Genomic DNA, 15,118 nt, shown 5'->3' with positions numbered 1-15,118 from the left:
GCTGTCCAGCGAAGCACGCAAGTTGTTTTCTTCCGACCGGAAAAGCCCAGAACAAGGGCCATGGCACCGGCGTGTCGGTGCGGGTAACGATTTCATCGTCCCGGCCGCACGGTGCGTTACCGATCGCGCAGCGCGCGCTCGAGTTGGTCGATGCGCGTTCGGGCGTCGGCCAGGTCGATCTCGAGCCTGCCCAGCATGATCAGCACCGGCCCCATCGCCAGGGCGGCGACCGTCTCCGGGTCCAGGTCGTCGAAGCCCGCGTCGAGCGTGGCCAGCAGGTCACGCCGGATCGTGTCGGCTAGGTGCGCGCCCTGCGGCAGCGGCCAGCTCGCGACGATCTCCGCGGTGGTCTGAGGTTGCTCGAACATCGGGCTCCATTCCGGCTTCGACAGCAATTCTCGGTTTCGCTAGCAGTATCTAGGACACAGCCGAGAGTTGCCGAGATTCTCCCGTGCACACGCGCTACGGTTATCCGGCATGGACCCCGTGCGCAATCCGTATGCACCCGGCGCCGGTCAGCGTCCGCCCGAATTGGCCGGACGCGACAAACAACTCGCGGCGTTCGACATCGTCCTCGAGCGCATCGCCCGCGGCAGGCCGGAGCGCAGCGTGATGCTCACGGGTCTGCGCGGTGTCGGAAAGACCGTGCTGCTCAATCAACTTCGCTCCGCCGCCATCTCGCGCGGCTGGGGCACCGGCAAGATCGAGGCGCGGCCCGACCAGGATCTGCGCAGGCCGCTGTCCTCGGCGCTGCATATGGCGGTGCGCGCGATCGCGATGTCGGCCCGCAATTCCGAACAGGTCGACGATTTCCTCGGCATCCTCAAGGCCTTCGCCCTGCGCGCCACCGCGGACAAGGGCATGCGCGAACGGTGGCAGCCCGGCATCGACGTGCCCGCGGTGACCGGCCGTGCCGACTCGGGCGATATCGAGATCGATCTGATCGAGCTGTTCAAAGAGGCTGCCGCACTTGCCTCCGACATCGGTGTCGGCATTGCCATCTTCATCGACGAAATGCAAGACCTCGGCCCCGCCGACGTGTCCGCGATCTGCGGCGCCTGTCACGAATTGAGTCAGGACGGCGCCCCGCTGATCGTCGTCGGCGCCGGCTTACCTCATCTGCCCGCGGTGCTCTCGGCCTCGAAAAGCTACTCGGAGCGACTGTTCAGTTATCACCGCATCGATCGACTCGACCGCGAGTCGGCCGACCTGGCACTGATCGCCCCCGCCGAACGCGAGGACGTGAAGTTCACCGAAACCGCGCTCGATTCGCTCTACCAAAGAGCCGACGGCTACCCGTATTTCGTACAGGCCTATGGCAAGGCCGCCTGGGATCAGGCACCCGAGAGCCCGATCACCGCCGAAGACGTCGCGGTGGCCTCCCCCGCGGCCGAAGAGGAACTGGCGGTCGGCTTCTTCGGCTCCCGCTACGAACGCGCGACCCCCGCCGAACGCGAGTACATGCGCGCCATGGCCGACCTGGCCGGCGACGATGCCCCGGTCGCCACGTCGGCGGTGGCCGCCGAGCTCGGCCGCAAACCCGCCTCGGTCTCCCCCGCGCGCGACGGCCTGATCAAGAAGGGCCTGATCTACTCGGCCGAACGCGGCACGATCGGCTTCACCGTCCCCCACTTCGGCCGCTACCTCCGGAGCGTATGAGCGTATTCGGGTTTCTAGGACATCACCTAGAGAGTCGAAGAAAGTCAGGTAGACGCACCATTCGGCAGCAATCTACAAATTTCTAGTACGAGCGCTAGATAGCCGAAGACTTTCCTGGGTAACGGTGCGGGCCTGCCCGGGATCGTTTGCGCATCGGGTGGATAACGCGAGGGTTGACCGGTTAACACGCTGGAAACCTTCTCCGAAAAGCCCAGCAGGACGCTTCAGGTGCGTCCCGCCGGACCGGAGGAGGCCGCAATGTCGAAGACCTTCCCTTTCACCGACACCGATGGTCACCGCTACACCGTCGTCGCCGATGACGGTGTGCCGATCGCGGTGCGCAGCTTCGGCGCCACCGATGCGGCCCTGACCGTCGTTTTCGTCCACGGCCACTGCCTGCACACCGAATCCTGGTCATTCCTGCGCGAGCACCTGCTGCGCGACTGGGACGCCGGCACCCGCATGGTCTTCTACGACCACCGCGGCCACGGCGAATCCGGGCACGCCCACCACGCCACCTACACGATCGACCAGCTCGCCACCGATCTCGACGCGGTGCTGCGCGCGGTCGCACCGACCGGGCCCGTAGTGCTGGTCGGTCACTCGATGGGCGCGATGGTGGTGCTCGCCTACGCCCGCCACTATCCGGCGGCCATCGGTCACCGGGTCGCCGGGATCGGCCTGATCGCCGGCGCCGCCGGCGGTATCACCGAGGTCGGCCTCGGCCGACTCCTCAACCGGCACGCGGTGGCCTCGCTGCAGCGCGCCGTCGTGCACGCACCCCGGGTGATGCAGGCCTCGAAGCGTTTCTCCCGCTGGATCTTCGGACCGCTGATCCGCGAGGCGAGCACGGGCACCCGGCGGATGAATCCGCGCGTGACGGCCATCGCCACCGCGGTGCTCAACGAGACCGCGCTGCTGACCATGTCCGGCTTCCTGAGCTCGCTGCTCGACTTCGACGAGGCGAACACGCTCGCCCGCTTCGGCGACCTGCCCGCTCTCGTACTGGCGGGCTCGGCCGATCTCATGGTGCCGTTCGCGCACTCGGTGGTGCTGGCTTCACAGCTGGCGGGTGCGGAGCTGGTGCGGATCGAGGGCGCGGGTCACAGTGTCATCCTCGAACGCGCGGAGGAGGTCGCCGACTCGATCACCGCGCTGGTCGACCGGGCGAGGACCGGCGTCCGCGCCCGCTACGCCGTCGCGGGGTGAGCCCAGCAGTTACCGGACGGCAATTCAGCGGTCTCCCGCAACTTCGGGCGTAAACCGAAAAGATCCGTTATTGTGGTGGAGATCACGTTGTGTGGTGAGTCACACGGCTCGGTGCAGTGCGGCCCGGGGACTTTTCGGGCGTACCCGTGATCCGGCGAGTCGGTATGCCCGCCATATACACAGGAGGTAACGATGACACGCAGCGATATCGCGGAACTGCGCTACGCGGTCGGCCAACTCCGGCAATCGATCGGTGCACTGCGCTCCAACTACGGCGACGCGGCCACCATCCGTCGCCTGGAGAACGACCTCGAGCGGCTCGTCATCGACGCCGAGGATTTCGAGCAGGCACCACCGCCGGAACTCGCCATCCCCCGTAGGTCGGAGCCGATCTACGTTCCCGACAGCAAGTCCGACGAAGCAGCATGGATGGGCGCCCAGGACGAAGGCCTCGGCTTCCACTCCCGGCCGAGAACAAAGTAGAACCTGATCACCGGCGCGGCGGCCCTGCCAACAGGGTCGCCGCGCCGACCCATGCGCCACCTACGTCAGCGTCACAGACGTCATGGCTGTGATCGAGATCACCGGCGTGTGCGGGGACCGAGTGCGTGAGACCCACGGCGAGCGGCGCGAACACAGGCGTATGGTGCTCCACATCACAATCCATCGCGGTGGGTAATGATCACCGCCGCAGACCCGAAGATCAGCGAGGCATCCACCGTGAGTGCCGCACCGACCGCCTCCCCCGCTTCACACTCCGCGGGCACCGGCGTCTTCAGCAAAACGCGTGCCCGTATTTCCGCGCGCACCCTTCGCACCGACCGCTGGTGGCTACCGCCGCTGTTCACCGCGCTCGGACTATTCGCGTTCGTCGTCTACGCGACGATCAGATCCTTTGTCCGGACGGCCTATTGGGTGCCCGAGTTCCACTATCTGACCCCGTTCTACTCGCCGTGTCTGAGCGACTCGTGCGTACCGGGATCGGCGCATTTCGGTACCCCGTTCCCCGAGCTGCCGATGTGGATCCCACTGGGCTTCGTGGTGCTGCCGTTCCTGCTCGGCTTCCGGCTGACCTGCTACTACTACCGCAAGGCCTACTACCGCTCGGTGTGGTTCTCCCCGCCCGCCTGCGCGGTGGCCGAGCCGCACGCGCGCTACAGCGGTGAGTCGCGGCTGCCGTTGATCATCCAGAACGCGCACCGCTACTTCTTCTACGTCGCGCTGGTGGTCACGTTGATCAACACCTACGACGCGATCACCGCATTCCACGGCAGCAGTGGTGGTTTCGGCTTCGGTCTGGGCAATATCGTCCTGCTCGTCAACGTGATCGGGCTCTGGGCCTACACCCTGTCGTGTCACTCGTGCAGGCACATCGCGGGCGGGCGGCTCAAGAACTTCTCCGCCCACCCGGTGCGGTACTGGTACTGGACCCAGATCTCCAAGCTCAACACCCGCCACATGGCGCTGGCCTGGACCACCCTCGGCACCCTCGTGCTCACCGACTTCTACGTGATGTTGGTTGCGAGCCACACCATTTCGGACCTGCGGTTCGTCAACTGAGCCGCGACAACGCGAGGAGCTTGAATTTCAATGCCAGACGTGGAACGGCACGACTACGACGTCGTGGTGATCGGAGCGGGCGGCGCGGGTCTGCGAGCCGTGATCGAGGCACGCGAACAAGGGCTTTCGGTGGCGGTGGTGTGTAAGTCGTTGTTCGGCAAGGCACACACCGTGATGGCCGAGGGTGGTTGCGCGGCGTCGATGGGCAATGCCAACGAGAAGGACAACTGGCAGACGCACTTCAAAGACACCATGCGCGGGGGCAAGTTCCTCAACAACTGGCGCATGGCCGAACTCCATGCCCAGGAGGCACCCGATCGGGTGTGGGAGCTGGAAACCTATGGGGCGCTGTTCGATCGAACCGCCGATGGGCGAATCAGCCAGCGCAACTTCGGCGGCCACACCTATCCTCGGCTCGCGCACGTCGGCGACCGGACCGGCCTCGAACTGATCCGCACGATGCAGCAGAAGATCGTCTCGTTGCAGCAGGAGGACTACGCGGCGACCGGCGACTACGAGGCCAGGATCAAGGTCTTCGCCGAATGCACGATCACCGAATTGCTCACCGACGCAGGGGCGATCGCCGGTGCGTTCGGCTATTGGCGTGAATCCGGTGGTCTCGTGCTGTTCAAGGCACCCGCGATCGTGTTGGCCACCGGCGGAATCGGCAAGTCCTACACGGTGACCTCGAACTCATGGGAGTACACCGGCGACGGTCACGCGCTGGCCCTTCGCTCCGGCGCGACGCTGATCAATATGGAGTTCCTCCAGTTCCATCCCACCGGCATGGTCTGGCCGCCGAGCGTGAAGGGCATCCTCGTCACCGAGGGTGTGCGCGGCGACGGCGGCGTGCTGAAGAACTCCGAGGGCAAGCGGTTCATGTTCGACTACATCCCGCCGGTGTTCAAGGGCCAGTATGCCGAGACCGAGGAAGAAGCCGATCAGTGGTTGCGCGACAACGATTCCGCGCGCCGCACCCCTGACCTACTCCCCCGCGACGAGGTCGCCAGGGCGATCAACGAAGAGGTGAAGGCGGGCCGCGGCACCGAGCACGGCGGCGTCTATCTCGACATCGCCTCCCGGATGCCCGCCGACGAGATCGTGCGCAGGCTGCCGTCGATGCACCATCAGTTCAAGGAACTGGCCGATGTCGACATCACGGCCGAACCGATGGAAGTCGGCCCCACCTGCCACTACGTGATGGGCGGGATCGAGGTGAACCCCGATTCCGGCGCCGCGGTCGTACCCGGATTGTTCGCTGCCGGTGAGTGTTCCGGTGGCATGCACGGCTCGAACCGGCTCGGCGGCAACTCGCTGTCGGATCTGCTGGTGTTCGGCCGCAGGGCCGGGCTCGGCGCATCGGCGTACGTCCAGCAGCTGACCGACAAACCGACACCGTCCGAGACCGATATCGCGGCGGCGACGAAAATCGCACTGGCCCCGTTCGATTCACCCGCAGACGGCCCCGGCGAGAATCCGTACACCCTGCACTCCGAACTCCAGCAGACGATGAACGACCTGGTCGGCATCATCCGCAAGGAACACGAGGTACGCGCGGCGATCGACAAACTCACCGAGCTGCGCGCCCGCTACGCCAACGTGGCAGTGCAGGGCAAACGACCGTTCAACCCCGGCTGGCACCTGGCCCTCGACCTGGCCAACATGCTGATCGTCAGCGAATGCGTTGCCAAGGCAGCGCTGTTGCGCACCGAGAGCCGCGGCGGCCACACCCGCGACGATCACCCCGGCATGAACCCGGACTGGCGCAACACGCTGCTGGTCTGCGCCGTCGATCCGGCGTCGGAAGCCCAGATCCCCGACGTGACCGTCACCCCGGCCGATCAGACGCCGATGCGCGATGACCTACTCGCCCTGTTCGAACTGAGCGAGCTCGAAAAGTACTACACCGAGCAAGAATTGGCTGCGCACCCGGCAGCCGAGGGAAAGGCGTAACCATGGGATACGACGCCCGGTTCCGGGTCTGGCGCGGAGACATCGACGACGGCGGCCTCGAGGACTACACGGTGGCGGTGAACGAGGGCGAAGTGGTGCTCGACATCATCCATCGCCTCCAAGCCACCCAGACCCCCGACCTCGCCGTGCGCTGGAATTGCAAAGCGGGCAAGTGCGGTTCGTGTTCGGCGGAGGTGAACGGCCGCCCGCGCCTGCTGTGCATGACGCGCATGTCCACGTTCACGCCGGAGGAGGTCATCACCGTCACCCCGATGCGGACCTTCCCGATCATCAAGGATCTGGTCACCGACGTCTCGTTCAACTACGAGAAGGCCAGGGAGATACCGTCATTCGCGCCGCCGGCCGGTCTCGCGCCGGGCGACTACCGGATGAAGCAGGTCGACGTGGAGCGCTCGCAGGAGTTCCGCAAGTGCATCGAGTGCTTCCTGTGCCAGGACACCTGCCATGTGGTGCGCGATCACGAGGAGAACAAGCCGGCCTTCGCGGGCCCGCGCTACCTGATGCGCATCGCGGAGTTGGAGATGCACCCACTCGACACTCGCGATCGACGCGAAATGGCCCAGGAGGAAGCAGGTTTGGGCTATTGCAATATCACCAAGTGCTGCACCGATGTGTGCCCCGAACACATCAAGATCACCGACAACGCGTTGATTCCACTGAAAGAACGGGTGGTGGATCGTCGATATGACCCGATTGTCTGGCTCGGGAATAAATTGTTCAGGCGGTAGGAACTGATGACGCTGCGGGGTGCGAAACCCCGCAGCGTCTGCTGCCTACAAGACAGCTACAGTCCCCACAGCGACTAATCCGACCAGTAATCCGATGAACAGCGCCGACAGCAAAGAGCTGGTGAGTACGTAGATTCCGATCGCCGATACCGCGAACAGCAGTATCACGATCAGGCGTTCCACCCCGTCCTCAGGCGCTAGCCTCCGGTACCGGGGTGGCATTTTCTTCAACCCTCGGTCCATATACCTGGGCTACCCGACCCGGCTCCGCATCAAACCTCGGTCTATGCCGAATATCTATCGTTCTGTGATCTAGCGTGATCAAGGACGGTCGAACTCGCCGTCGTGCACGCCCGCGGTGAAGGCCGTCCATTCACTCGGGGTGAAGATCAGCACCGGACCCTCGGGATTCCTGCTGTCGCGCAGGGCAACGTACCCCTCGGGCAGCATGGCGACCTCCACGCTGCCGTCGGTGGTGCCCGCCCGCAGCCAGGTGGCATCGGTGGTGTCGATGTCGCGCTTGGTGTTCACGCGAACGCGCCGTTGTCGATGCCGCGGGTGAAGTCGTCCCAGCTCGCGCCGTCGAAGACCAGGGCGGGACCGGCGGGATTCTTGCTGTCGCGCACCCCTACGTGCCCGCCGAACAGGAAAGCAACTTCGACGCAATCCTTGCCCGCACCACTGCGTGTGCTCTTGAACCAGTGTGCGTCGACGAGATCGAAACTCATGCCACATACTCCTTCGCGACCTGCCGCAACAGGTCTCTACTCGGTGGGATATCCAGCGCATGACGCTGGAGGCATTCGTGAGCCTGGTCGTACCTTCGAACATCTGCGTGTCGTTCCAGGTAGAGGTCGCCGGTAAAGCCTTCGGCGTACACCACCGGTGGTTCGATCGGTTTCCCCTTGCTGTCGGTGCCGAACTCGAGAACCGTGAAAGGTCCGGTACAGACCCCGAGCGGAACACCGGCGGCAAACGGCAGGATGCGCAGTGACACGTTACTTCGAGTACTCGCGTCGGCAAGGTGTCGCAGCTGCGCAGCCATCACCTTTGCATCACCGACGACGGTACGCAATACCGATTCGTGCAGAACCACATCGATCTCGGCGGGCGAATGCTTGCGGGTGATCAAGGCCTGGCGTTGCAGCCGCAGCGCGACGCGGCGATCGAGCTCGTCGACCGAATCCTTGGGAAAGCCCAAATGATTCAGTGCCCGTGCGTATTCCGCGGTCTGCAGCAGACCGGGAACCAGCGCGGACTGATAGGCACGCAACCGATGCGCCGATGCCTCCAAACCCACATAGATATCGAAGTTTTCGGGAATCAGATCCCCGTAGGCGTGCCACCAGCTCTTGACAGCGGCCTGCTGCGCGAGACCGGCGAGACCGTCGGCGAGATCGTCGGGAATGCCGTAGATCCGGCACAGTTCGTGGATGTCGATGGTCCGGATGCGGTCGGCTTGGCCCTTCTCCAGTCGCTGGAGGGTGCTGGCGCCCCACTCCATCAGCCGGGCCGCCTCGGCGATGGTGAGCCCGGCCTGGGTGCGCCAGTCACGCAGGTAGCGGCCGAGCTGGCGGCGCGGCAGGGTCGAGGAGGCACCCGCGTGCCCGTACGTTCCGTTCGATGCCACAGCCCCGCTCCTTCTGTGTCGCACACCGCCACCCGCTCCAAGCCCCGCAGCGGCGGTAGAATTCGTCCACTGTGGGGAATCCTGCACTCCCCCTTGGATGTCGTGCTGGGAATTCGAGGTAAATCTATCCGATCGCGCGTGTACTCACCGTTAGCCGGGTGTTAGCGTGCTCTGCTTGGTTCATGCAATTGAGCGAAGTGAACATGCGCGTCGCCACAGCACTGCTGAGTTGCTCCACCGACCCGGGCCCGATGGAGCCCGAACAAGCCCATGCCGCAATGCAATTGCACCTCGACTGCACGGTCGAAGAGTGCCGGGTACGCCGACGGGCGCGCAACACCCTCGTCGAAGCGGGCCGCTGCGTACTGGACGCGCGCGCCACGCGGTAGGGCAGGCGCGCCTCAGTGGTGGCGATGATCGGTGATCGGGTCGCGCGGGCCGAACTTCGGTTTGCGCGCCTGCCCGCTGAGTCCGAGCAGGCGCACCGCGCGGTAGCGGTGGGGTTGTAGCGGTCGCAGGTATTCGATCATCGCGTCGTCGTCGATCGGGTGGCCGAGCAGGCTCCAGCCGACGACGGCGGCGAGGTGGTAGTCGCCGACCGAGAGGGCATCGGCGTCGCCGAAGGCGCGTTGCGCGGTCTCGGCCACCGTCCACACCCCGATGCCGGGCAGGCTGCGCAAACGTCGCGCCGCCTCGATCGGGTCGAGGGTGGCGGTGCGTTCGATCGAGTCGGCGACTCTGGCGGCGCGCACGATGGTCTGCGCGCGCTGCGGGCCGACATTGGCACGGTGGTATTTCCACGACGGGATCAGTCGCCAGGTGTCGGCGTCCGGTGCCACCATCAGGCCGGTCGGTGCCGGGCCAGGGGCCTTCGTCCCGAATTCGCGGACCAGGGTGCGCCACGCCGCGAACGAGGACTTCGTGTGCACCTTCTGTTCGAGGATGGCCGGGATCAGCGACTCGATCACCAGGCCGGTCTTCAGCATGCGCAGGCCGGGGACCGTGCGATGGGCTTCGACCAGCTTGGGGTGTTCGGGGGCGAAGTCGTCGAGGTTTTCCTCGAGGCAGAGCATGCGGTCGAGACCGGCCAGGAACTCCTCGGCTCCCGGGCCCCAGGCGCGGGCGGTGGCGCCGTCGCGGCCGTCCTGGGAGAGGCGGTAGGTGACCACGCCGGTCGGCATGCGCGAGGCGTGCCAGTGGGCGCCGTCGGGGCCGACGTGGTGGCAGGGGTCGCCGCCGCCGCGGCGCAGTGGTGACACGGTGATGCCGACGTCGAAGGGCCTGCTCGACCGGACGGTTCTGGACAGCCCGGCCGAGGCCAGGTCCGGGTCCAGGGTCTGATCACGCACCCGACCATTGTGCGCCTGTGATCGGCGTCAACCGATAGCCGGTCCGGTCTGGCAATCGAGCAGGTACCTGGCCAGATGCAGACCGGGTGTGCCGGCGAGTTGGTCGGCTTGGGTTCGGCAGGAGAAGCCGTCGGCAAGGAAGACAGCGTTCGGTGGGGCATTTCTCAGCGCGGGGAGTAGGGCGTTTTCGGCTACCGCGACCGAGATGTCGTAGTGGCCGCGCTGCATGCCGAAGTTGCCTGCCAGGCCGCAGCACCCTGCCAGTTCCCCGACGGTGACGCCCATCGCGGCCAGGATTCGGCGTTCGGCGTCGAAGCCGCCTACGGCGTGCTGGTGGCAGTGCGGTTGGACGACGACGGTGTCCTGCGGGCGCCGGGGTGGTTGCCACGCGGGGTGCTCCAGCAGGAACTCGGCGAGGGTACGAATCGAGGCGGCGACCTGGTGTGCCCGCGGGTCGTCGGGGAGTAGTTCGGGGAGGTCCGCGCGGAGGGTGGCGGTGCAGGAGGGTTCGAGGCCGATGATCAACCCGCATGCTGCTACGTGCTCGGACAGTGCGTCGAGGGTGGCGCGCAGGCGGGTGCGGGCGCCGTCGAGTTGGCCGGTGCTGATCCAGGTGAGGCCGCAGCAGACGCGATCTTTCGGGATGCTGACCCGGTAGCCGAGCTGTTCGATCAGTTGGGTCGCGGCTATGGCATTTTCGGGGTCGAACGTGTCGGTGAAGGTGTCGATCCAGAGCATCACTTCACCTGCGCGCAGATCGTCGGCTGTCGCCGGTGTGCGGGCCGACCCCGTCTCGACAGGCGCGTCGGCTCCGTTGCGGCCCAGGACTTTCGATAGCTCCTCGGCACGTTCAGCACCGCCGAGCTCGGCCCAGATCCGGCGCAGCGGCTTCGGGGCGAGCCGCGGTGCCGCGCGCCTCGGGTCGATTCCGGCTAGTCGCATGCCTGTTCGACGGAGGCGGGGACGGGTGGCCAACGCGTTGGCAAGGCGGGGGAAGTGTTGGGCGATGGCGAGCCAGCGTGGGAGTCGGCCGAGGACATAGTGATCCAGGGGGCGTAGGCGGCCTTCGTAGCGGCGGTACAGCGCCTCGGATTTGTAGGTGGCCATGTCGACGCCAGCTGGGCAGTCGGAGGCGCAGGCCTTGCAGGACAGGCAGAGGTCGAGCGATTCTTCGACTGCTGGTGCGCGCCAGTCGAGTTCGCCGCGGACGACCTCCTGGAGCACTCTGGCACGGGCCCGCGTGGTGTCCTTCTCGTCGGCGGTGGCCAGATACGAGGGGCACATGAAGCCGCCGGAACCACGAGTATCCGCACGGCACTTGCCGATTCCTACACATCTGTGCACAGCTGTGGATAAATCGCCGGAGTCTGTGGACAGGGCGAAACCCCGCGACGGGACCGGCGCCAGTGCGGCTACTCGCAGGTCGGCGTCGACGGGGTTCGGGGCGACGAGGACGCCGGGGTTGAGGATGTCGCCGGGATCGAACAGGGACTTGAAGCCCGCGAAGGCCGCACGCGCGGCCGGTGAGTACATGACTTCGAGCAGTTCGGATCTGGCGCGGCCGTCACCGTGTTCGCCCGACAACGATCCACCATGCCGCACAACGAGTTCGGCGGCGTCGAAGAGGAAGGTGCGGAATCGCTGGGGTGCGTCGGCGATCGGGAAGTCGAGGCGGACGTGGATACAGCCGTCGCCGATGTGCCCATACAGCAGCCCACTCACATCGTATTCGCTGGTGAGCGTGGCGAATTCGCGGAGATATGCCCCGAGATTCGCCGGTGGAACTGCGGCATCCTCCCAACCGGGCCACGCCGGTTTCCCGTCGGGGGTTCTCCCGGCCAGACCGGCGCCGTCGGCACGGATGCGCCAGAGTGCTGCTGTGACAACGGGATCGGTGACAATCCGGTGGTCATCGGCGTTGCTCACCGTGCACAGTCGCCGGGCCACGGCCAGCGCCTCGGCCGGGGTCGCTCCCGCGGTTTCGACGAACAGCCATCCGCGACCCCGCGGCAACTCTGGCACTGTCCCTCGGTGTGCGCGGACCACGTCGACGAGGCCGGCATCGATACCCTCCACCGCGATCGGCGCGCACCCGGCCACCGCCGCGATATCGTCTGCGGCCGAGGCGATATCGGGGTAGCCGAGCACCGTGAGCACGGTCGCGGCGGGCACCGGCGTGAGCGCGACCTCCGCTTCCAGGAGTAGTCCACAGGTACCTTCGGAGCCAACGAATGCCTTCGCGGCCGACGAACCACGTTCCGGCAGCAAGTGTTCCAGGCCGTAGCCGGATGCCTGACGATCGAACCGCCCCAGTTCGGTGCGCAGCACAGCCAGGTTCGCGGTGGTGAACTTCGCCAGGCCGGGCACCGCCGTCAGGTCGGCACCCAGCGTTCGCCGCGCCCCCGTGCCGTCGAGAATGCGCAGCTCACGCACGGTATCGGCGGTGCGCCCCCAGGCCAGCGCGTGCGGTCCGCACGCATTGTTGCCGATCATCCCGCCCAGCGTGCAGCGGTCCTGCGTCGACGGATCCGGCCCGAACCGCAACCCATGCGGCCGTAGCCGCCGTTGCAGATCCGACAGCACCACCCCCGGCTGCACAATCGCCGTTCGCGCCTCGACGTCCACCGCGCGCACCGCGTTCATGTGCCTGCTGAAATCCAGCACGATGCCGGGTCCGATGGCATTGCCCGCGACCGAGGTGCCAGCGCCGCGAGCGGTGATCGACAGCCCGTTCTCGCGCGCGAAGGTCACCGCGGCGGCGACGTCGTCATCGGCGCGCGCGAACACCACCATGGCGGGCCGGACGCGGTAGTTGGACGCGTCGGCGGAGTACTCGACGCGCCTGCGCACCGACGCGTCGACCGTGCAGCCGACCTGCCTGCGCAGTGCGTCCGCCAGCAGTTCCGCGCTCCGGTCGTCGTCCACGGAAACCAGCCTATTCGCGTCACCGAGCAGATCGCCTCAGCCGTCCGCGCGACTGCCGTTGGGTGTGATTCGGCGGCTGGTTTCGCTGTGCGCGTAAAGCGGGGTCAGCGGAAAGCATTTGCGATCAACCTTTGTTGAGGTTTTAGTGTCGGTGGGCAGGAGTTCAATGGGCTCCGAAGCCTTGAGGAGAGTGCAGTGAGTATCGAATCCGTGGCCTACAGCCAGATGTACCGGCGTGCGAACGCGCCGGAAGAGCAGCGCCCGTTCAGCACGGTGACAGCGCGGCGGATCCTGCGGTTCGCGCAGCATCATCGGCGCCGGATCGGCGGGTTCCTGATGCTCAGCGTGGTGGCCGCGGTGCTCGGGGTGGCTACCCCGGTGCTGGCGGGGCGCGTTGTCAACGGGATCGTCGAAGGTTCGGCGGCGCGGACCGTGGTGCTGCTCGCGCTCGCCATCGCCGGTCTCGCGGTGCTCGATGCCGCCCTCGGCATCGCCATTCGCTGGCTGTCGGCGCGGATCGGTGAGGGTCTGATCCTGGATCTGCGCACCGCCGTGTTCGATCACGTCCAGAAGATGCCGGTCGCGTTCTTCACCCGCACCAGGACAGGTGCACTGGTGAGTCGGCTCAACAGCGATGTGATCGGCGCGCAGCGCGCGTTCAGCGACACCCTCTCCGGCGTGATCACCAACCTCGTCACCCTGCTGCTCACGCTCGCCGTGATGCTCAGCATCTCCTGGCAGATCACCCTGCTCGCCCTCGTACTGCTGCCGGTGTTCGTCATCCCGGCCCAGCGAGCAGGCAACAAGCTCGCCGCCATGCAGCGCGAAGCCGCCCAGCTCAATGCCGCCATGAGCACCCAGATGACCGAGCGCTTCTCCGCGCCGGGCGCCACCCTGGTGAAGCTGTTCGGCAGGCCGAAGCAGGAGTCGTCGGAGTTCGCGGTGCGCGCCACCCGCGTGCGTGACATCGGCGTGCGTACCGCCATGCTGCAGACCACCTTCGTCACCTCGCTCACCTTGGTCTCCGCGCTCGCGCTCGCCTTGGTCTACGGCCTCGGCGGCTGGTACGCGCTGCGGGGCAGTCTCGACGCGGGCTCGGTGGTCGCGCTCTCGCTGCTGCTCACCCGCCTGTACACCCCGCTCACCGCGCTGGCCAGCGCCCGCCTGGAGATCATGTCGGCGCTGGTGAGTTTCGAGCGCGTCTTCGAGGTGCTCGACCTGAAGCCGCTGATCGAGGACGCGCCGCACGCCACCCCGGTGCCCGACGGCCCGGTCGCGGTGGAACTGGACGCGGTGAACTTCGGTTACCCGTCGGCCGACAAGGTCTCGCTCGCCTCGCTGGAAGACGTCGCGACCTTGGACCGCCGTGGCGGCGTCGAGGTGCTGCACGAGGTATCGCTACGCGCCGAACCCGGCCAGCTCATCGCCTTGGTCGGCTCCTCAGGTGCGGGCAAATCCACTATCGCCCAGCTGGTTTCACGTCTCTACGATGTCGACTCCGGCGCGGTCCGTCTCAACGGCTCCGACGTGCGCGACCTGACCACCGAATCCATCCAGCGCACCGTCGGCCTGGTCACCCAGGACGGCCACCTGTTCCACGACACCATCCGCGCGAACCTCCTGCTGGCCCGGCCGGAGGCCACCGAGGAACAACTGTGGGACGCCCTCGGCCGTGCCCGCCTCGGCGACCTGGTCGACTCGCTCTCCGACGGTCTGGACACCGTCGTCGGCGAACGCGGCTACCGCCTCTCCGGCGGCGAACGCCAACGCCTCACCATCGCCCGCCTGCTCCTCAAGCAACCACGGGTGGTCATCCTCGACGAGGCGACCGCCTCGCTCGACTCCACCTCCGAAGCCGCCGTCCAGGAGGCCCTCACCGAAGCCCTGACCGGCCGCACCGCCCTGGTCATCGCACACCGTCTCTCCACGATTCGCGCCGCCGACCAAATCCTGGTCCTCGAAGACGGCCGCATCATCGAGCGCGGCACCCACGCCACCCTCCTCAACGCCGACGGCCGCTACGCCGAGCTCTACCGAACCCAGTTCGCCGACGACCCGGTGGTCCCGGCGGTCGTATGAACAAA

General features: G+C 66.5%; 14 protein-coding genes. 8 read left to right on the top strand and 6 right to left on the bottom strand.

Features of this window, described 5'->3' with window-relative positions; translation table 11 throughout:
- Positions 1–116 precede the first annotated feature (116 nt).
- On the bottom strand, positions 117–368 hold the full coding sequence (locus ACFXKN_RS18555) for a hypothetical protein (RefSeq protein ID WP_379433452.1): 252 nt from the start codon (positions 366–368) through the stop codon (positions 117–119).
- Positions 369–477: 109 nt separating this feature from the next.
- Between ACFXKN_RS18555 and ACFXKN_RS18550 the strand changes: the two genes are divergently transcribed.
- From ACFXKN_RS18550 to ACFXKN_RS18525, 6 genes are all read left to right on the top strand, one after another.
- Entirely contained in the window at positions 478–1,659 is a 1,182-nt protein-coding gene (locus ACFXKN_RS18550; RefSeq protein ID WP_378947475.1) for an AAA family ATPase, read from the top strand.
- A 258-nt stretch (positions 1,660–1,917) separates the two neighbouring features.
- Positions 1,918–2,868, top strand: coding sequence for an alpha/beta fold hydrolase (locus ACFXKN_RS18545; protein WP_378947472.1), 951 nt, complete (start codon positions 1,918–1,920; stop codon positions 2,866–2,868).
- Positions 2,869–3,060: 192 nt separating this feature from the next.
- Positions 3,061–3,351, top strand: coding sequence for a hypothetical protein (locus ACFXKN_RS18540; RefSeq protein ID WP_378915991.1), 291 nt, complete (start codon positions 3,061–3,063; stop codon positions 3,349–3,351).
- Between the two features lie 237 nt (positions 3,352–3,588).
- The gene (locus tag ACFXKN_RS18535; protein ID WP_378948197.1) at positions 3,589–4,428 is read left to right on the top strand and encodes a hypothetical protein; all 840 of its coding nucleotides are present in this window, start codon (positions 3,589–3,591) and stop codon (positions 4,426–4,428) included.
- A 30-nt stretch (positions 4,429–4,458) separates the two neighbouring features.
- Positions 4,459–6,381, top strand: a complete 1,923-nt coding sequence (locus ACFXKN_RS18530; protein WP_378947469.1) for a fumarate reductase/succinate dehydrogenase flavoprotein subunit — start codon at positions 4,459–4,461, stop codon at positions 6,379–6,381.
- Positions 6,382–6,383: 2 nt separating this feature from the next.
- Positions 6,384–7,130, top strand: coding sequence for a succinate dehydrogenase/fumarate reductase iron-sulfur subunit (locus ACFXKN_RS18525; RefSeq protein ID WP_378947466.1), 747 nt, complete (start codon positions 6,384–6,386; stop codon positions 7,128–7,130).
- A gap of 321 nt (positions 7,131–7,451) precedes the next feature.
- Here the strand turns inward: ACFXKN_RS18525 and ACFXKN_RS18520 are convergent, their stop codons facing one another.
- Genes ACFXKN_RS18520 through ACFXKN_RS18510 form a run of 3 tightly spaced genes read right to left on the bottom strand, consistent with a single transcriptional unit; the run spans position 7,452 to position 8,760 of the window.
- Positions 7,452–7,661 carry a DUF397 domain-containing protein gene (locus ACFXKN_RS18520; protein WP_378947463.1) on the bottom strand — a complete coding sequence of 70 codons (210 nt, stop codon included), beginning with the start codon at positions 7,659–7,661 and terminating at the stop codon, positions 7,452–7,454.
- On the bottom strand, positions 7,658–7,858 hold the full coding sequence (locus tag ACFXKN_RS18515) for a DUF397 domain-containing protein (protein WP_378947460.1): 201 nt from the start codon (positions 7,856–7,858) through the stop codon (positions 7,658–7,660). The genes ACFXKN_RS18520 and ACFXKN_RS18515 overlap by 4 nt, the downstream gene beginning before the upstream one ends.
- On the bottom strand, positions 7,855–8,760 hold the full coding sequence (locus ACFXKN_RS18510; RefSeq protein ID WP_378947457.1) for a helix-turn-helix domain-containing protein: 906 nt from the start codon (positions 8,758–8,760) through the stop codon (positions 7,855–7,857). Before ACFXKN_RS18510 ends, ACFXKN_RS18515 begins: the two co-directional genes overlap by 4 nt.
- 182 nt (positions 8,761–8,942) lie before the next feature.
- Between ACFXKN_RS18510 and ACFXKN_RS18505 the strand changes: the two genes are divergently transcribed.
- A complete protein-coding gene (locus ACFXKN_RS18505; protein ID WP_056824023.1) occupies positions 8,943–9,149 on the top strand; it encodes a hypothetical protein in 207 nt (68 codons plus the stop codon).
- Between the two features lie 12 nt (positions 9,150–9,161).
- On the opposite strand, the gene ACFXKN_RS18500 is transcribed toward ACFXKN_RS18505, so the two are convergent.
- Positions 9,162–10,109, bottom strand: coding sequence for a DNA-3-methyladenine glycosylase family protein (locus ACFXKN_RS18500; protein WP_379433451.1), 948 nt, complete (start codon positions 10,107–10,109; stop codon positions 9,162–9,164).
- Between the two features lie 27 nt (positions 10,110–10,136).
- Positions 10,137–13,034 carry an FAD-binding and (Fe-S)-binding domain-containing protein gene (locus ACFXKN_RS18495; protein WP_379433450.1) on the bottom strand — a complete coding sequence of 966 codons (2,898 nt, stop codon included), beginning with the start codon at positions 13,032–13,034 and terminating at the stop codon, positions 10,137–10,139.
- A gap of 195 nt (positions 13,035–13,229) precedes the next feature.
- On the opposite strand from ACFXKN_RS18495, the gene ACFXKN_RS18490 reads away from it, so the two are divergent.
- Complete coding sequence (locus ACFXKN_RS18490) at positions 13,230–15,113, top strand: ABC transporter ATP-binding protein (RefSeq protein WP_378947448.1); 1,884 nt, start codon at positions 13,230–13,232, stop codon at positions 15,111–15,113.
- Positions 15,114–15,118 lie beyond the last annotated feature (5 nt).

The sequence above is a fragment of the Nocardia sp. NPDC059195 genome, assembly GCF_042754695.1.
Lineage (GTDB): Bacteria > Actinomycetota > Actinomycetes > Mycobacteriales > Mycobacteriaceae > Nocardia.
The sequence above is the reverse complement of the archived record's forward strand: the minus strand, read 5'-3'. Positions and strand labels throughout refer to the sequence as shown.